Origin of the sequence: Paenibacillus apiarius, assembly GCF_017052585.1 — a bacterium.
GTDB lineage: Bacteria > Bacillota > Bacilli > Paenibacillales > Paenibacillaceae > Paenibacillus_B > Paenibacillus_B apiarius.
This window is the reverse complement of the sequence record NZ_JAFFHZ010000001.1, coordinates 2,608,966-2,627,738: the sequence shown is the minus strand read 5'-3', so window position 1 is coordinate 2,627,738 and position 18,773 is coordinate 2,608,966. Positions and strand designations below refer to the sequence as shown.

16 protein-coding genes and 1 tRNA gene are annotated in these 18,773 nt (G+C 51.8%); 4 read left to right on the top strand and 13 right to left on the bottom strand.

All coding sequences use genetic code 11. The features are described from left to right. Window positions 1-48: 48 nt before the first annotated feature. The 12 genes from rnr to JSQ80_RS11950 all read right to left on the bottom strand — a co-directional run bounded on the left by rnr (window position 49) and on the right by JSQ80_RS11950 (window position 14,161). The gene (gene rnr, locus JSQ80_RS12005; protein ID WP_206095432.1) at window positions 49-3,150 is read right to left on the bottom strand and encodes a ribonuclease R; all 3,102 of its coding nucleotides are present in this window, start codon (window positions 3,148-3,150) and stop codon (window positions 49-51) included. A gap of 234 nt (window positions 3,151-3,384) precedes the next feature. Then, window positions 3,385-3,621: a preprotein translocase subunit SecG gene (gene secG, locus JSQ80_RS12000; protein ID WP_087434469.1), complete on the bottom strand. Its 237-nt coding sequence runs from the start codon at window positions 3,619-3,621 to the stop codon at window positions 3,385-3,387. 97 nt (window positions 3,622-3,718) lie between these two features. Further along, window positions 3,719-4,540: a pyridoxine/pyridoxal/pyridoxamine kinase gene (gene pdxK, locus JSQ80_RS11995; protein ID WP_087434468.1), complete on the bottom strand. Its 822-nt coding sequence runs from the start codon at window positions 4,538-4,540 to the stop codon at window positions 3,719-3,721. Window positions 4,541-4,619: 79 nt separating this feature from the next. Then, window positions 4,620-5,477, bottom strand: coding sequence for a DUF4097 family beta strand repeat-containing protein (locus JSQ80_RS11990; RefSeq protein ID WP_206095431.1), 858 nt, complete (start codon window positions 5,475-5,477; stop codon window positions 4,620-4,622). Continuing rightward, window positions 5,478-6,173, bottom strand: coding sequence for an HAAS signaling domain-containing protein (locus JSQ80_RS11985; RefSeq protein WP_206095430.1), 696 nt, complete (start codon window positions 6,171-6,173; stop codon window positions 5,478-5,480). A gap of 35 nt (window positions 6,174-6,208) precedes the next feature. Then, window positions 6,209-6,532, bottom strand: coding sequence for a PadR family transcriptional regulator (locus tag JSQ80_RS11980; RefSeq protein ID WP_418888900.1), 324 nt, complete (start codon window positions 6,530-6,532; stop codon window positions 6,209-6,211). Between the two features lie 301 nt (window positions 6,533-6,833). After that, window positions 6,834-8,120 carry a phosphopyruvate hydratase gene (gene eno / locus JSQ80_RS11975; protein ID WP_087434464.1) on the bottom strand — a complete coding sequence of 429 codons (1,287 nt, stop codon included), beginning with the start codon at window positions 8,118-8,120 and terminating at the stop codon, window positions 6,834-6,836. Window positions 8,121-8,192: 72 nt separating this feature from the next. Continuing rightward, window positions 8,193-9,734 carry a 2,3-bisphosphoglycerate-independent phosphoglycerate mutase gene (gene gpmI / locus JSQ80_RS11970; protein WP_206095428.1) on the bottom strand — a complete coding sequence of 514 codons (1,542 nt, stop codon included), beginning with the start codon at window positions 9,732-9,734 and terminating at the stop codon, window positions 8,193-8,195. A gap of 1 nt (window position 9,735) precedes the next feature. Beyond that, a complete protein-coding gene (gene tpiA, locus JSQ80_RS11965) occupies window positions 9,736-10,488 on the bottom strand; it encodes a triose-phosphate isomerase (protein ID WP_087434462.1) in 753 nt (250 codons plus the stop codon). Between the two features lie 78 nt (window positions 10,489-10,566). Continuing rightward, entirely contained in the window at window positions 10,567-11,748 is a 1,182-nt protein-coding gene (locus JSQ80_RS11960) for a phosphoglycerate kinase (RefSeq protein WP_206095427.1), read from the bottom strand. Window positions 11,749-12,064: 316 nt separating this feature from the next. After that, window positions 12,065-13,069, bottom strand: coding sequence for a type I glyceraldehyde-3-phosphate dehydrogenase (gene gap, locus JSQ80_RS11955; protein ID WP_087434460.1), 1,005 nt, complete (start codon window positions 13,067-13,069; stop codon window positions 12,065-12,067). A gap of 36 nt (window positions 13,070-13,105) precedes the next feature. After that, the gene (locus tag JSQ80_RS11950) at window positions 13,106-14,161 is read right to left on the bottom strand and encodes a sugar-binding transcriptional regulator (protein ID WP_206095426.1); all 1,056 of its coding nucleotides are present in this window, start codon (window positions 14,159-14,161) and stop codon (window positions 13,106-13,108) included. A gap of 345 nt (window positions 14,162-14,506) precedes the next feature. Here JSQ80_RS11950 and JSQ80_RS11945 point away from each other — a divergent pair, with 345 nt between their 5' ends. The 4 genes from JSQ80_RS11945 (at window position 14,507) to JSQ80_RS11930 (ending at window position 16,043) form a co-directional block, all read left to right on the top strand. After that, window positions 14,507-15,091 (top strand): TetR/AcrR family transcriptional regulator, encoded by a 585-nt coding sequence (locus JSQ80_RS11945; RefSeq protein WP_087434458.1) that lies wholly within the window; start codon window positions 14,507-14,509, stop codon window positions 15,089-15,091. A 61-nt stretch (window positions 15,092-15,152) separates the two neighbouring features. Beyond that, window positions 15,153-15,488 (top strand): DMT family transporter, encoded by a 336-nt coding sequence (locus JSQ80_RS11940; RefSeq protein ID WP_087434457.1) that lies wholly within the window; start codon window positions 15,153-15,155, stop codon window positions 15,486-15,488. After that, entirely contained in the window at window positions 15,488-15,802 is a 315-nt protein-coding gene (locus JSQ80_RS11935) for a DMT family transporter (protein ID WP_087434456.1), read from the top strand. The genes JSQ80_RS11940 and JSQ80_RS11935 overlap by 1 nt, the downstream gene beginning before the upstream one ends. A 166-nt stretch (window positions 15,803-15,968) precedes the next feature. Continuing rightward, a tRNA-Arg gene (locus JSQ80_RS11930) sits at window positions 15,969-16,043 on the top strand. Window positions 16,044-16,639: 596 nt separating this feature from the next. On the opposite strand, the gene JSQ80_RS11925 is transcribed toward JSQ80_RS11930, so the two are convergent. Next, window positions 16,640-18,700, bottom strand: coding sequence for a heparinase II/III domain-containing protein (locus JSQ80_RS11925; protein WP_240463630.1), 2,061 nt, complete (start codon window positions 18,698-18,700; stop codon window positions 16,640-16,642). Between the last annotated feature and the right edge of the window lie 73 nt (window positions 18,701-18,773).

Sequence of the window (18,773 nt, the reverse complement as noted above, 5' to 3'; positions counted from 1 at the left end):
CCCCATTGTTCATTTTCGACCTAAAAAACGAGCTTCCAAACGGCTAGCTTATCCCTTCTTGCGCACAAACTTGGCGGTTTTGCTGTTCGCTTTGCCTTTCTTACGTGCAGCTTGCCCCGCTTCCTTCGTTTGCTTGCGTGCTTTTGCGGCAGATTCGCCAATGAATATTCCGCTCTCGGAGGTGCTTTTGCGCCCTTTCTTGCCAGCGCCGAATTTCTCCCGGCCTGAGCGGTAGTCCCCGACACGGGCGCCACTCTGGTCGTTATTGTCGTTCTGGCTCGAACGCCCATAACCGCCGCGACCGGAACCGAAGTCAAAAGAGCGTGGACCGCGATCCGCCTCTTTTTCCGCATTCGCGATTAGGTTGTCAACCCAGTTCGCATTATCGTTGTTGTTTTTCTCGCCACGGGAACGCTGAGACTGTTCGGCTCCATTGCCTTGACCAAGGTGAATACCTCCCTTGCCACGCGAACGGGTTCCTGAAGGTCTATCTCCGCTGCGGCGTCCGTTACGGCCATTCTGGTTCTGACGCGCCCGGAATTCGCCTTGGTTATACCATTCACCGTCAAACTCATCAGCTTCAGCAGCATGAGTCATCTGGCCTTCAAAGCGTTCCGTATGCTCATCCTCCATGCGTTCCTGCACATGAGAACGTCCATGTCCGCCGCGGACATGCTGCTCTCCGCCTGCGCCGTACTCATTATATATCGTTTCGTCCGCCTGCGCGGTTCCGCGTCGCTCTTGAAGATTGGATTGCGGCCGATTCGCTTCAGGTCGATTCGGGCGTCCTCGATCTGGCGCGCCGCCCCGACCTGTCCGCTCTGCTTGCCCGTTGCGCTGAGCACCACGCCCTCCACGTTGCGGCCCTCCGCGTCCTTCACGCGATCCTCCGCGTCCTTCACGAGAATCGCGTCCGTTGCCGCGGCCTCTTCGCTCTCCGCCGCCTGCGCCGCCACGGCCTCGCTTGCGCTGCTCAAAGCCGAATTCCCGCGCATCACGTCCGCCGTAGCGTGGCGTGCTTGCCACTAGCTCAAAGTCAATCGTATGCTCCTCCATATTGACGCGGCCCACGCGAATGCGGACCTCGTCGCCAATCCGGAACATATTCGCCGTCCGCTCGCCGATAAGCACCATATGCTGTTCATGGAAATGGTAGTAATCATCTGACAATTCGCTGAGACGAATCAGCCCTTCGACCGTATTATCCAGCTCTACGAACATGCCGAAGCTTGTCACGCTGCTAATGATGCCGTCGAATTCCTCGCCCACCTTGTCCAGCATAAATTCGGCCTTCTTGAGCGCTTCCGTATCCCGCTCGGCATCTACTGCGACGCGTTCCCGTTCCGATGATTGCTGGGCTATGTCCGGCATGCGCGCATGCAACTGCTCCAACCGCTTTTCAGGAAGAGTACCGCCGCTGTCGATTACTTCGCGAATGACACGGTGAATGACGAGGTCAGGGTAGCGTCGAATCGGCGAAGTAAAGTGCGAGTAGAACTCTGCCGCCAAGCCAAAGTGGCCGGTGCTCTCCGCATCATACTTCGCTTGCTTCATCGAACGGAGCATCATCGTGCTTATGACGGTCTGTTCGCGTGTCCCTTCAATTTCCTCCAGCAACATTTGCAGCGCGCGCGGATGGACCGAGTTGCCCTTGCCGCGCACGACATAGCCGAAGTTGGCGGCAAAGGACATGAAGTTGAACAGCTTCTCGCTATTCGGCTCCTCATGAATCCGATACAAGAACGGCACGCGCAGCCAATGAAAATGCTCCGCAACCGTTTCGTTCGCCGCCAGCATGAACTCTTCAATCATTTGCTCCGCGATCGAGCGCTCGCGCTTAATAATGTCGATCGGTTTGCCCTGCTCATCCACAATAACCTTTGATTCTTGAAAGTCGAAATCAATGGCGCCGCGATTCATCCGTTTGCCGCGAAGCTTCAGCGCCAGCTCCTTCATGAGCATGAAGTTGTCGACCAAATAGGCGTATCGCGCCGACACTTCCGGGTCCTCGTCCTCGACAATCTTGCGCACATTATTGTACGTCATTCGTTCTACCGTCCGGATCACGCTCGGAAAGATATCGTGCTTGACGAGCTTCGCCTTCTCGTCGAACTCCATCTCGCAGGACAGCGTCAAGCGGTCCACCCGCGGATGAAGCGAACAAATACCGTTCGACAGCCGATGCGGCAGCATCGGTATGACGCGGTCAACCAGATAGACGCTGCAACCGCGCGCATACGCTTCGCGGTCAAGCGCCGAACCTTCACGAACGTAATAGCCGACATCGGCGATATGGACGCCGAGCTTGTAATGGCCGTTCGGCAGCCTCTCCACATAGACGGCGTCATCCAAGTCCTTCGCGTCCTCGCCGTCGATCGTCACAATATTCAAACCGCGCAAATCTCTGCGGCGCTGGCTTACAATCTCGTCTTCCGTGATGGAATCCGGAACAGACTCCGCCTCCGCCATCACCTCATCAGGAAAGGCTTCCGGCAGTTGATGCTTGCGGATGATCGACAAAATATCGACGCCTGGGTCGTCTTTATGCCCAAGAATCTCAATGACTTCCCCCTGTGCCGCCGCTCTGCCTTCCGGATAATTGACGATACGGACAACAACCTTCTGTCCGGTAACGGCTCCATGCGTATCCTCCAACGGAATGAATACGTCGCGGTTAATCCGCTTGTCGTCCGGCACTACAAAGCCGTACGATTCATAATGCTGAAACACTCCAACAATCTGCTCGACGGCGCGCTTGACGATGCGCACCACTTCACCTTCCATACGCGTGCTCTCAAACGTTTTGTTCGTGATGCGAACAAGCACCGTATCCCCATGCATCGCTGTCTTCAAATCATTCGCATGAATATATACGTCGGGATGACCCGTTTCTTCGGGAATAAGAAAGGCGAATCCTTTCGCATGCGCTTGCAGGCGTCCCCGGAGCAAATTCATGCGCTCAGGCACCCCGTAGCGATCCGAACGGGTACGAATGACCTTTCCTTCTTCCTCCAACTGATTAAGCATAATTAAGAAGGCTTTGAATTCAGCCGCGCCTTCAATCGAAAAATTCTGTTCCAATTCCTGATAGGTCATCGGCTTATAAGCGGTTTCACGCATAAAGTCCAACAACTGTTGTTCCGATATCATAACCTCACCTCACACCTTGCCATGACCTGCATGATACAGTATACCAATATATAACCTAGTATACACGAAATTAAATGGTTACATCCCGGCTCATCGCCACCATGTTCAGCCCATTGGGACAAAAACCTGAAAATGTTCTTATTTGCACCAATAATGCCTCCTTACTGTGGAAAAATCCACGCCAAATACAAAAAAGCGAGGACCTCGTCCCCGCCTTGCGTTCGCATATATACGTTATCCTTTTACAAAATAAGCAACTACCATAGAAAGTATAAAGAATCCAGCCGCCAAAGCGACTGTCGCACGCTGAAGGAACAGCTCCAGACCACGTGCCTTTTGCTTTCCGAAGAGATGTTCCGCACCGCCGGAGATGGCGCCTGACAGGCCGGCACTTTTCCCTTTCTGCAGAAGCACAATGCTAATCAAGCCAATCGAAAAGATGACAAGCAGAATTTTCAAAAAAATTGTCATAGTTACACCTCCTAATGCGTGTTACACGTCCGAAAAGCATAAAAACAGTATTCTTATTGTAACACAACGTTATGCAGCCGGCAAGAACCCTATAACTCTATTCCTCTCCGTGCTCCACCAAACGCAACGCATTATGGCGCACAGGGCCCACATATTGGTTCAGGCGGAAAGAATGCCGAATCGCCTCTGTAATGAAGCGTTTAGCCGTATGGATACTTTCGATGACGCCATGCCCCTTCGCCAGCTCTGCGGCCACCGCCGCCGAGTATGTGCATCCTGCTCCGTGAGTAAATGTCGTGTCGATTAAATCGGCCTCCAGCACTTCAAAGTCCTTGCCGTCATACAGCAAGTCGATCGACGTCGGCAAGCCAATCTTGGAGCCGCCTTTCACCAGCACATAGCGCGCGCCCAACTCCTGAATAACCGCCGCCGCCTGCTTCATATCGTCCAAGGTACGAATCGGCGCTGTGCCCGCAAGCTGTGCCGCCTCGAACAGGTTCGGCGTCACTACCGTTGCCTTCGGCACGAGAATGTCGCGCAGCGCATCATTCGTCTCCGGGTGAAGCGCTTCGTCCGCGCCTTTGCACACCATAACCGGATCAACGACGATATTCGGTATGTCATGCTGTTCGATCGTGCGCGCCGCAAGCTCAATAATATCGATAGAACCAAGCATGCCGGTCTTCATCCCTTGGATACCGACGCTCAGAATCGTCTTCAACTGCTCTTCAATCGTGGACAGCTCCACCGGAAAGACGCGATGCGCCCAATTATCGTCCGGATCCATCGTCACGATTGTCGTCAACGCGGTCATACCGTATACTCCGCGTTCTTGGAAGGTTTTCAAGTCTGCTTGAATGCCGGCGCCGCCGCTGGAATCAGAGCCTGCTAACGTAAGAACTTTCATGATTGGTTTCATCGTTTCGTAACCCCTTTATATGCCGCATTGTATACATCCATTATAACCGAATTATAGCGGCATATCTCGAGTTGACAAGCTATTTTTCGACAATGGAAATATTGCCGGCGTCCGTGCGCGCTTGAATGACCATATTGCTCTTCATCTTCGATTCCGGCGAGGATACATTGCCCAAATTCGCTCTTGCATCATACACTCCGTCGAACAAAGGGGAAACCAATATTTTGATGTTGCCTAAATTGCTTGATGCCTGTATCGGATGAGGATTCTGCTGTTCAATAAATACGTTGCCCGCACTCGCTTCTACCTCGACCGGTTTCACCGTGTTCAGCAGCTTTACTTCACCCAACGAAGCATTGGCTGTAATCGCAGCATCCACGTTCTCGGCTACGATTTTCCCGGCATCCGATTTCAACTTCACCTGTTCACCCTTCACCTGCTTCACAATCACCTGACCCAAGTTGCTCTCGGCATCGAGGTGCTTGACCTGTCCGTTCGTCATCACGAACGACCCCATCGAGAGCCGTGCTTGAAAACGATCCAGAACGAATTCCTTCGGCGCATGAATATGAATCTCATGGTGCTGTTGACGGGAATTGAACTCGAACAAATTCATCCATTCCTCACTTTCGGTATCGAAAAATACAAGGTGGAGCACGCCATCTTCAACCTTTGTATTGCCAAGCTTCTGTATCGTCTGTTCAGGCGCCTGCCCGTATAGTTCAATTTTACGTTGGTCGTCAAAGTGCCAATTCACTTTAATATCGCCCCGGCCCGCTTCCATTGCAATCTGCTTCAAATCAGGCTCTATCGCAATGCTGTAGTTATAGCCGGGAAGCTGGGAATATAATAGTTTATCCATTCCAAAATAGAATAGGCCTGCGATGCCTGCCACGACGCAGCCGATGCCCAGCAGATTCAACCATGCTTTTTTCATCTATCTTCTCTCCCTTCCCACATGAGCAACCCAGCGGATATAGCCCATATTGATCCGCGCATAAATACGGAACAAAAAGACCATTGCTTGAGCCAGGAAAATGCCAATTCCGAACGCGAGAACGATCAATGACATTTCCGCCCCATAAAAGACTCCGCCCAACGCCAGCTTGACGACATACAGTAGCGGAGAAACTAACAAGCTGATTGCTGCGGCGCCCATGCCAATGCATACCCCCCAGCCCGCGATTAACAACGGCACGATCATTATGCTGACAAAGATCACGCCTATGATTCCGAATACGGTGCGAGAACGAATTGCGCCCGCATCAGGCCCCGGGGGATACGGCATCGAATGGTTCCCTTGCCCATGGTCCCAATGGTTGCCATAGCCATGCTGCATCCCTGGCTGAGGATTCATCCCTTGCCAAGGCGGCGGCATGTCATTGCCTCCGTTCATAGGTTGGGCATTCATGGGTCCACTAGAGAAGGAAGGCTTCTCGTCCCGGTCCCCTAACAACTCGACTGCAAGCTCTTCCGGATCGCCCAATTCCTTCGCGATTTCTTCCTCCGTGCGTCCCTGCTGCTTGCCGAATTCAAAGTGCGCATCATATTCCGCCAGTATTTCATTCCGGTCCTCCTCAGGAAGCGGCAGCAGTCCAAGCTTCAGCTTTAATAGAAAATATTCTTTATGCACCTGTCTCACCCCTAAATCTTATCGTTTAGTCTTGTTCATTTCCCGTCTGCTTCTGGATTAGCTTCCAAATTTACATCTGCATCTCCATCCGCGGCTTCCGCCAGCAATACAGCTACTCCCGACACGAAGCTCTCCCATTCCGACACCAGCTCATTCATATACGACTTGCCTGCCGGAGTAAGCTTGTAATACTTGCGCGGCGGCCCTTCCGTCGATTCCTGCAAATAAGTGGTGCAGTGTCCATCCGCTACCATGCGGCGGAGTACCGGATATAAGGCCCCTTCGGCGATTTCCACATGCTTCGAGATCTGCTGCGCCAATTCAAAGCCATAACGGTCGCGTTGATTAATGAGCACCATGACGCATAGACCGAGCACGCCCTTTTTAAATTGAATGATCTCTTTCAAATCCGTCACCCCCTGAGCCAATCGTTATATACATCATTCAGTATTGTTCATTAAATAGTAGCTAGCAATAATTATATCGTCCGTCCTTCCATTCAACAAGGGATATTCATCAAAACTAGCCTCAGGTCCAGATCGATCCCGCCTTTCGGCGAGTGCGCGATGGAGGCGATTCAGCAGGCACAGGCATAACAAAGAAGCCGAACTCCAATGGAGTCCGGCTTCTCATATAACGTTACGCTAACGCGGTCACGTCTTATTTTTTCAAGTTGTAGAAGGATTTCAAGCCATCATAGCGGGATACGCTGCCCAAGTTGTCCTCGATGCGGAGCAATTGGTTGTATTTCGCCACGCGATCCGTACGGGAAGGAGCACCCGTCTTGATTTGACCCGCATTTGTCGCGACTGCGATGTCTGCGATTGTGCTGTCTTCGGATTCACCGGAACGGTGGGATACAACTGCAGTGTAGCCTGCGCGTTTTGCCATTTCGATCGCTTCGAACGTTTCTGTCAGCGTACCGATTTGGTTCACTTTAATCAAGATGGAGTTACCGATGCCTTCGGAAATACCTCTTGCCAGACGCTCTGTGTTCGTAACGAACAAGTCGTCACCCACGAGTTGAACCTTGCCGCCCAATTTGTCAGTGAGCAATTTCCAACCTTCCCAATCGTCCTCGGAGCAGCCGTCTTCGATGGTAAGGATTGGGTATTTGTCCACCCAAGAAGCGAGCAAGTCAACAAATTCAGCGGAAGTGAAGGATTTTCCTTCGCCAGCCAGCGTGTATTTGCCGTCTTTGTAGAACTCGGTGGAAGCTACGTCCATGCCCAAGAATACTTCTTCGCCTGGTTTGTAGCCGGCTTTTTCGATTGCTTCAATGATGATTTGGATAGCTTCTTCGTTCGAACCGAGGTTCGGCGCGAAGCCGCCTTCATCACCTACAGCCGTATTCAAGCCTTTGCCTTGCAGTACGGATTTCAGGTTGTGGAAGATTTCAGCGCCCATGCGAAGCGCTTCTTTGAAGTTAGGAGCGCCAACAGGCAGAATCATGAATTCTTGAACGTCTACGTTGTTGTCCGCATGCTCGCCGCCGTTGATGATGTTCATCATTGGCACTGGCAATTGTTTCGCGTTGAATCCGCCCAGGTATGTGTAGAGAGGCATGTCAAGCGCATGAGCCGCTGCGCGCGCTACGGCCATGGATACAGCCAGAATCGCGTTAGCGCCCAATTTGCCCTTGTTAGGCGTGCCGTCAAGCTCGATCATCGTACGGTCGATCAACACTTGATCAAGAGCGTCCATGCCGATAATTTCAGGCGCGATAATTTCATTTACGTTTTTAACGGCAGTTTCTACGCCTTTGCCCAAAAAACGGCCTTTGTCGCCGTCGCGAAGCTCAACTGCTTCATGAGCGCCAGTGGATGCGCCAGATGGCACGATAGCATGGCCAAATCCGCCGGATTCCAATTTCACTTCTACTTCAACTGTAGGGTTACCACGAGAGTCAAGCACTTCGCGTGCATAAACGTCCATAATCATTGTCATGGTTGTACAACTCCTTTATTCTTTGTTGTATTTATTATAATGCATGATAGGCAACGTACAAAATCCATCCGATTATTTCTTGGAAATCATTGATTCGCCAGTCATTTCGACCGGCTTCGGCAGCTGCATCAAATCGAGAATCGTCGGTGCGATATCGGCCAAAATGCCGCCCTCACGCAACGTGACGTTCTTGTCCGTTACGATGAACGGAACCGGATTTGTCGTATGCGCCGTAAACGGACGGCCTTCTTCGTCAAAGACCATATCCGCGTTGCCGTGGTCCGCCGTAATCAAGCAGACGCCCCCTTGAGCAAGCACCGCTTCCACGACTTTGCTCATACATTCGTCCGTTGTTTCCACAGCTTTGATCGTCGGCTCCAGCTTCCCGGAGTGTCCGACCATATCCGGGTTCGCAAAGTTCAAAATGATCGTGTCGTGCACGCCGGATTCGATCTCGCGCACCGCAGCTTCCGCCACTTCGTACGCGCTCATTTCAGGCTGCAGGTCATACGTGGCAACTTTAGGCGACGCGATAAGCACGCGTTTTTCGCCAGGGAGTTCCACGTCGCGGCCGCCGCTGAAGAAGAACGTAACGTGCGGATATTTCTCCGTCTCGGCAATACGCAACTGTTTCTTGCCATGTTGGACAAGCACTTCGCCAAGCGTATTGTCAAGCTCCTTCGGTTTGTAGGCTACGAAGCCCCCGACCGTCTCTGCGAACAACGTCAGGCAGACGAAGTACAGATCCTTCGGACACTTGTCCCCGCGATCAAAACCGCGGAAGTCTTCGTTCGTAAATACTTGCGACAATTGAATCGCGCGGTCCGGACGGAAGTTCGAGAAGATGACCGCATCGCCGTCTTGCACGAGACCTACCGGTTGCTCCTGCTCGTCGACGATAACCGTCGGCATGACGAACTCGTCAAATACGGAGTTCTCATACGATTCCCTCACCGCTTGAATCGGATCGCTGTATTTCGGTCCGTCGCCATATACCATGGCGCGGTAGGATTTCTCCGTACGCTCCCACCGCTTGTCGCGGTCCATTGCATAGTAGCGGCCTTGAACCGTTGCAATTTGTCCGACGCCGATATCGTCAATCTTCGCTTGCAGACGCTCGATATACTTGATCGCACTATCCGGAGCTACGTCACGGCCGTCCAGGAAGGCGTGAATGTACACATTCTTCAGCCCTTCCTTTGCTGCCAGTTCCAACATGGCCAACGTATGGTCAATGTGGCTGTGCACGCCGCCGTCAGACAACAGTCCGTACAGATGCAAGTTTTTGTTATTGTCTTTCGCATGGCGTACCGCGCCGAGCAGCGTGTCGTTATCGAAAAATTCGCCTTCGCGAATCGACTTCGTAATCCGGGTCAAGTCTTGATACACGATACGGCCGGCGCCGATATTCAAATGTCCTACCTCGGAGTTGCCCATTTGCCCTTCAGGCAAGCCCACCGCTTCGCCGCAAGCTGTCAGTGTGGTGTGCGGGTACATGTCCATATAGCGGTCGTAGTTCGGTTTCTTTGCTTGAGCAACGGCGTTGCCCTCAGTTACGTTTCTCAGTCCGAAGCCGTCCATGATGATGAGTGCAACAGGTCTGGGTGCAGACATTCTACTTCGCCCCTTCCACCAAGGAGACGTAGGAAGCTGGCTGCAAGCTCGCGCCGCCTACCAATGCGCCGTCAATGTCGCTTTGCGCCATATATTCGCGCACGTTCTCCGGCTTCACGCTGCCGCCGTATTGAATGCGGACCGCTTGAGCCACTTCATCGTTGTACAAACCTTTAACAACGCTGCGGATGTAGCTGATGACTTCATTCGCATCCTGCGCAGTAGAAGATTTGCCTGTGCCGATCGCCCAGATTGGTTCATATGCGATGACGACATCTTTCGCTTGCTCCGCAGACACGCCTTGGAAAGCAGCTTCCGTTTGCACTTTGCAGACGTCGTTCGTCTTGCCGGATTCACGCTCTTCGAGCGATTCGCCCACGCATACGATTGGCAGCAATCCGTGACGGAATGCCGCGTGCACCTTCTTATTCACGATTTCGTCCGTTTCAACGAAATAAGCGCGGCGCTCGGAGTGACCGATGATGACGTAATGTACGCCAAGGTCCTTCAGCATCGCACCGCTGATTTCGCCTGTGAATGCGCCGGAATCTTCAAAGTGAAGATTTTGTGCGCCAATCTTGATATTCGTGCCTTTCACCGCTTCAACAAGCGCAGGCAAGTTCGTAAATGGCGCGCAGATGACGCTTTCCACGCCCTCTACTTCCGCTTTGCCCTTCACTTCCGCTACAAAGGCAGTCGCTTCCGGTACCGTTTTGAACATTTTCCAGTTCCCTGCGATAATCGGTTGTCTCACGTGAATCACTCCTCTACACGTAAGGGAAGCGGCTTAATAGCCGCTGCCGCCTACTTGTTTAGTTGCTAACTGCTTAGATTACTTATCATTCAGCGCCACAACGCCCGGCAATACTTTGCCTTCCATGAACTCAAGGGAAGCGCCGCCGCCTGTGGAGATGTGGTCCATCTTGTCTTTCAGCTTGAATTTCTCTACTGCCGCTGCGGAGTCGCCGCCGCCGATAATCGTATAGCCTTGCGTTTCCGCACATGCTTCGGCTACTGCGCGCGTGCCGTGAGAGAATGGTTCAATTTCGAACACGCCCATTGGTCCGTTCCATACGACGAGCTTGGAGTTCTTAATGACATCAGCGAAAATTTCACGCGTCTTCGGTCCGATGTCAATGCCTTCCCATTCAGCTGGAATGCTGTCGATTGGCACGATTTGGGTGTTTGCATCTGCGCTGAAGTCATCAGATACGACGATATCAACAGGCAGGTACAAGTTTTTGCCGAGTTCTTTTGCCTTCTCGATAAAGCCAAGCGCAACCTGCAGCTTCTCGTTGTCGACCAACGATTTGCCGATTTCGTGGCCTTGCGCTTTGAAGAACGTATACGTCAAGCCGCCGCCGATGATTACGTTATCAGCAATCTCCAGCATTTTGTTGATAACATCGATTTTGTCTTTTACCTTCGATCCGCCGACGATAGCGGTGAACGGACGTTCCGGGTTGGACAATGCTTTGCCCAATACCGACAGTTCTTTTTCCATTAACAGGCCGGACACGGCTGGCAAGTGATGCGCGATACCTTCTGTGGACGCATGGGCACGGTGCGCTGCACCGAACGCGTCATTCACATACAGATCCGCGAGCTCCGCGAATGCTTTAGCCAATTCTGGATCGTTCTTTTCTTCGCCTTTATGGAAACGAACGTTCTCTAATACAACCACGTCGCCGTTCTCCATTGTAGCAATCTCGGCCTTCACGGTCTCGCCAATCGACTCATCGAGCTTCTTGACGGGTTTGCCGAGCAATTCGCCCAAGCGGATCGCAGCAGGCGTCAGACGCATGGAATCAACCACTTCGCCTTTTGGACGGCCCATATGGCTGGCCAGAATGACCTTCGCACCTTGCTCCACCAAGTATTTAATGGTTGGCAGCGTTTCTTGAATCCGTGTATCATCCGTAATTTTCCCATCTTCCAATGGAACGTTGAAATCTACCCGCACAAATACGCGCTTACCTTTTACGTCTACATCACGTACGCTTTTCTTGTTCATCCCCGTGTTCCTCCTATCGTGTGCTTGAACCGCTTCACGCCTCTCTTAGAAAGAATCGTTGTCAGGTTCTGTTATTCTGTATGGTTCCATCATTCTTTCTCTATATCATCTGTATTTACATTACGGTGTTCGATATGTGTATGATTCTGTATCAATCGGTTCTATCTATAATAAAAATTCGTTATCATCGCATAATGACAGGCTTCGCTATAACTATGACGATGCAATATTCCGTATCGGTTCTCGACATGCCTTGCTTATGGATCAAAGAGGAGACCGCATTCGGTTACTCCTCTTTGATTGTCAAGCTATATAATTACAGACCTTTTTTGGCGATGTAAGCTGTCAAGTCAACTACGCGGTTGGAGTAGCCCCACTCGTTGTCGTACCAAGATACAACTTTAACCATGTTGTCGCCAATTACCATCGTCGACAACGCGTCGATAGTGGAGGAAGCTGGGTTGCCGTTGTAGTCGCTGGATACCAATGGCTCTTCGGAGTAGTTCATGATGCCTTTCAAAGGACCGTTAGCCGCTTCTTTCAAAGCTGCGTTCACTTCTTCGACCGTCACGTTCTTCTCAAGTTCTACAACCAAGTCTGTAACAGACACGTTAGGTGTAGGAACGCGCATGGACATACCATTCAATTTGCCTTTCAATTCAGGCAATACGAGGGATACGGCTTTCGCTGCGCCCGTCGTTGTAGGAATGATGTTTTGAGCTGCTGCGCGCGCGCGGCGAAGGTCTTTGTGCGGCAGGTCAAGCACGTTTTGGTCGTTAGTGTAGGAGTGAATGGTGTTCATCATACCTTTAACGATGCCGAATTTGTCGTTCAATACTTTAGCGAATGGCGCCAAGCAGTTCGTTGTGCAAGAAGCGTTGGAGATGATAGTATGGCTAGCTGCGTCATACTTGTCTTCGTTAACGCCCATAACGATTGTAATGTCTTCGTTAGTAGCTGGTGCGGAGATGATAACTTTCTTCGCGCCGCCTTTCAAGTGCATTTCTGCTTTGTCTTTCGCTGTGAAGATACCAGTGGACTCAACAACGATTTCTACGCCGTTAGCGCCCCATGGCAGGTTTTCAGGGTTGCGCTCTGCAAATACTTTAACTTCTTTGCCGTTAACGATCAGCGCGCCTTCTTTAGCTTCAACCGTAGCGTCAAAAACGCCGTGAGTTGTGTCATATTTCAACAGGTGAGCCAGTGTCTTTACATCTGTCAAATCGTTGATTGCAACGATTTCTACTTCCGAATTGTTCAGAGCCGCGCGGAATACGTTACGTCCGATACGACCAAAGCCGTTAATACCAACTTTCACCATGATGATTCCTCCCATTTCCGTAAAAGGTTTAATTATTTATAGCTCAAGACGGCCCGAAGGCACATCGAGACCACATTGGTTCACAACTTCTTCCGCTGCCGCTTCGTCGATGACCAGAATGTCTTCATGACCCGAATGAAGCACTGCGGTAATAGCCTCGCCCTTGCTCTTGCCTCCCGCGACAGCAATGACGACCTCGGTGCGGGAAATGTCTTCTAGACGCAAGCCTAGTGTAAGCATCGTATGTACGACACGCCCGTCCCGGTCAAAATAGTACCCGAACGCTTCGGCGAGCGCTCCCGCCTCCACTAGCTGCTGCACAGTGGCATCATCCACACTGCGCCGCTTCGCCATCACCAAGGCATCGCCGATCCCGTGCACGACGATTCGCGCTTGACGGATAACCTGCAATATATCTTGGATGTTAGGCTCTTGCTTCAATGACTGGTATGCCTCTTCACTCAGCAAATCGGGAACGTGCAGCAATCTATACTGCGCGCCCAGCCGTTTCGCCATCGTGGAAGCAATGGTGTTCGCTTGATGCTCCAAGCTCTCGCCAAGCCCTCCACGCGCCGGAACGAACCAGATTCCTTTCAGCGGCGATGAACTCGTTAATTGGTCTGCCATGGCAGCCAACGTGGAGCCGCCGGTTACTGCGACAACGTCTTCCTTGCCCATAGCGCTGTTGAGCGCCTTGCACGCCGCTTGGCCCAACTCTTGCTTCACGGCAGGCGATACATCCGAATTGCCCGGTACGACAATAACCTGCTTCAAACCAAATGCTTGGCGGATACTCTCCTCCAGCTGGCGCATTCCGAGCAGCTCGCCCATGAAGGGCTCCAGTTGTTTAACAAGTTGCCGTCCCTCTTCACTGATTCGCATACCCGTGCTATCCGTTTCAATCAGGCCCTGCGCCTTCAAGAGGTCGGTTTCGGCACGAAGCACACGCTCGGTCATCTGCAATGATGTTGCCAGCGTTCTTCTTCCGATGCTTTCGGACAACATGATTTGATGCAGGATGGTGTAACGCTTCTTCAACAGTTCAATGAGTTCGGGCAGAAGTCGTTTCTGTATCTCTAACCAATCACGCATTCTCTCCACTCCTGATCTCCCAACCATTGGACTCAAAACGTCCCATCACAACTTTTTTTGTCCCACCACTATTCTACCGAATAATTGTGCATCTTGCAAGTGTCCCGCATCTAGAATGGACAAGCATCGTGAAACTTATTCATAGGTTTACATCTTAGCTTTGCAGGATAAAATCGCCTATCCCTTCAATAATCATTTTTTCGTGTTAAAACGACAAATTTTCATTCATTTTATATAATTCCGTTTTGGATTGCGCACAATGAGTTGTGCCTGCTTTACTTTTTAGTTCATGTCGTGTAAAATGAATGACAGTCAGTCATTTTTGAAAAAGTGGGCGGTGTATACGTGAACTATAAGAAAGAAGCAAAATACGAAGCGCTGCTGCAATCCGCAATCGAACTTATTTCCGAAAAAGGCTACCAAAAGACTTCCGTCGGTGACATCGTGAAAAAGGCAGGCGTCGCACAAGGAACCTTCTACATCTATTTTCCGACTAAGAATGATATCGTTCCGGCCGTAGCCGAGCATATTCTTGAGCATTTATTGTCGTTGGTACAGGCGGAAGCCGAACCGCTCGACAGCTTCTGGGATAAATTAAAGGCGGTCATCGGCGCATCTTTTGACATGACGTCCAAGTACAAGGAGGTCATTCTCTTATGCTACTCCGGCCTCGCGCTCCATCATTCCTTTCCGAAGTGGGAAGCCATCTATCAGCCTTATTATGATTGGTTCGCGGAGCAGCTTGCGGCAGCGCGGCAGAATGGGGAGGTGTCACTGCAATCCGACAGCATGTCCGTCGTGCGCATGATCATCAACATGATCGAGCAGACGGCGGAAACCTATTATTTTGTAGATATTCAACAGGGCCGTGTGGACCCGCAGCCGTTGAAGGATGAACTCTTCTCCTTTATTCAGCGCTCGCTGAAATAACTAACGGCTGTCATGTTTACGCGAGTCATCCAGTTCGATACAGACACAGGGGGTAATAAAAGTGGCTTGGCTACTCGTGCTTGGTTCTGCGATACTGGAAATCATTTGGGCGTCCGGTCTGAAGTATGCAACCCACACGTGGGAATGGATCATCGTCGTCATCTTGATTACCGTGAGCTACTTAATGCTCATCCAATCGTATAAAAAGCTTAACGTCGCAATCGCTTATACGGTGTTTGTCGGCATCGGAACGATAGGCACTTATGTAACAGGGATTTTTTTAGGCGAGGATTTCAACGCCCTGCAAATTATGTTCTTGCTCATTCTGCTCGGGGGCATCGTCGGCATGAAGCTGGCTACTCCCAATGAAGAGAAGAATGGAAAGGAAGGCGCATAATGGCTTGGTTATATTTGATACTGTCGGGATTTGAAGAGATTATTGCGGTCATTGCCATGAAATATGCGGACGGATTTAAGAAAAAAACGCCGCTCGTCATTATCACGCTTGGACTGGCCGCTTCCATCTGGCTGCTCACGCACGCCATGTCCGTTATCCCGTCCGGAGTGGCTTACGCGGTATGGGCCGGCGTCGGCGCGGTCGGCATTACGCTGGTTAGCTTGTTCTGGTTCAAGGAGAAATACAGCCGGACGCAATTCATATATTTAGGCCTCATCGTTATCGGCATTATCGGTCTTCGTCTCACGACTTAGAGGTTGTTGTTTAGAATGGGTCCCTTGCTTTGTTCGAATTCAGTATGAAAGCGAGGGCTCCCTGTCCGCCTGTTCAAACAGGAAATTTTCCAACATTATAGAACAACCTCTGCTTGCAATTTACGCATAGTTGTTTTATAATAACTCTTGCACCTTTTATACACATGCGCCCGTGGTCCAATGGATATGACGTAGGCCTCCGGAGCCTGAGATCAAGGTTCGATTCCTTGCGGGCGCGCCAATTGCATCTTCTTGGTGCCTTGATATGAAGCATTCGTACGTATATAGGCTACATAAGTCGAAAGCATCTTGATCCTCTCCTTACGCATAGGGGGACGGAGAAGGGTGTTTTTTTCAATTATACCATTCTGGCAGAAGGCGACTCTGCAAAACTCACGCGCGTATCCCAATCGCTCCTCATTCTCTCCTATTGTTCAGAACTCAGATGTTCGAAGGCACGTGCTTTCTATAGCAGCCTAATCGAATAGCTGATTCGAGCAGTTCCTCCCTAATCTCGCACACTCGTAACCGATTTCGAGCGCTACGAACTGCAAATGTACATCTTAATTTATTATTTTTCTTTTTTTCACCCAACGAAATGCAAATCTACAGCTAAAATCACCCTGAAACTACCAAAATGGCTTGAATCAAGAAATCTGCTGTACTTTTGCAGTTCAATTGCCTAAAAGTCCTCTATATCCCGAAAACAGATGCACATTTGCAGTTCAGCAGTTGTCCAAGGGAGGCGGAAATCCGTCCTCGCAGCCCAACGGCGCATGATGACAACCCGAATCCGGCCTGGTCTGTTCAGTGACGACTTCGCACTTTAGTGAAATCCTACGCCCGCTTCAGCACGAACTGCCAGCTCTCCGCATGTATCGGACGCCGCGCGGACATGATCAGACGATAGAGCGTGTCGCCCCATGCGGCGCGCAGCCTCTCGTCTTCCAATGCAATCGGCTCCACCCGGATATCCCACAACGTCTCGTCGTAAGACATGCGCGCCTTCCCTCTGCCCGCTTCATGATGCAGCACAATGGTCCCGGCCAGTACGTGCGGTTCATGAGCGCACATCCAGTTCAGCACCACGTTCCGGCTCGGCTCGGCAAGCTCCACCGCCTCTTCCAAAACGATATGGGATGGGATACCGACACCCTGCTCCTGCGCATTCTGAGCCGAGGCGCGTACAGTCTCTTCCTCTCGTTCAGGCACGGCGTACGGTTGGGCGCTTGCAGCAGTTCCCTCTCGTTCAAGCATGGCGTACGGCGGGGCGCTTGCAGCCTCACTTCCCCTGCACTCCCCGGTGCGGGCATCACAGTCTGACTCCCGATGCAGCGTATACGTGCGTGTCCATTGACGTATGCCGGAAGCGGCGGGATAGGCCGAAGCAATGTCCATGGCAAGACGGGACACCTCACCGTCTGCTTCATGACGGACATAACCGGCTCGATATTGACTGCCCGCCGCTTGCTCGATTCCGTTCACGGACGGAACGTTGTGATAGCCGGACTGCATCGTCCAGATCGAATAGCGATCCGGGCTGAACGTCTTCGCCGTATATGTGCCGACCCCTGCATCGATCCATAGCGGACTGCCGTCGGCATACACGATGAAGCTGCCAATATCGTTATGATTATGGCTTTCTCCATTATGACCGCCCTTGGCCGCAAGGAACCAGCCTTGCCCGTTCCCCCGCTCCCGCGCCGCCATCACCTCCACGCCAGCCATCCATATATCAAGCGGCAGCTCCAACCTCGACTCGCTCCCATCGGCTTCCGGCATCGAGAAGAGCTCGGACACCATCCGCTGCAGGCTCGGGATTTCCTCCCTTTCCCAGTAGCGGTACTCCCGCTGCTGCCGATATGCATGCTGCCCGAACGCCCGCAATCGCGTATCCCCGATGGCATGTCCGAATTGAGCGATTAATCCGGCCGGAACCGCGAGCTTCGCGGCAGAATCGGCAAAGTTCACATACGCATCTCCGCCAATGTGCATATGCAAAATATAGTTGGCCATGTTCTTAATTTTCACATCATCGAACACGGATACGATTCCGCCTGTCGCGCTATGCAGCAATTGCAGGGCATCGTAAAGCGATGCAGCCGCGCGGCTCCAATAAGCCGGCCCTTCATCGCATCCGCCATCCTCTTCATAGGAAGCGATAAAGCGGTCCAAGCTGCGAAGCGCCTTGTGGACGAGGGAGACGCGGCGGCCCTCATCCTCCTCGATAAGCAGCAGCACAGCCAGACAGTTGGAATTGCACCACGGATTCCAATTGTTGACGAGCATGTCAGGCTGGAAGGACATCCACCAGTAACCATCCTCCCGCTCGTACGAATCTATCATTCGCGCATGAAGCTCCCGGCGGACGCGCTTGCCTAGCTGCGGACAATGAGCATCCAGCGCTTCCCGCAGCAAATAGTACGCCCAAGCCACCAGCGCAGCCGTCTCCCCCGCCCCCAAGTCGATGACCGGTTCGTCGATATCGGGCAACGCCCAGACCTCCCCGCGCTTAATATCGCTTAAATGAGCCGGCCAGCACCACGTGCTCTCCTCGCATATTGCCCAGATGCCGTTCACGATATCGTCGAGAAAGCGCCCATCGTATTCCATGCTCTCGGCCAAGACGAGGCGGACCAACGCCTTGCGGCGCGCAAAATGGACCTCCTGGTATCGCGTGCGATTGCCTGTACGGACGTAATCCATGTACAACGAAGCCGGCAGCATAGGCCACTCTGCATGAAAAAACATCTCTCCCTGCGCAATCCAGTACGCCCGGATATCACCGGGCAGCCGCAACCAGCTTTCCCGGCATGCCGCCTTAGGAAATGGCTCAAATCGAGCGGATGGAATCAGCTTCTCTCGTAGCAGGTCCAGACTATACCGTTCAACCAGCATATAATCCTCTCCTTATTATCATTTGATTTGCATTGGAATTAAACGCAAGCGCTTACATTTGTGCTATACTAAA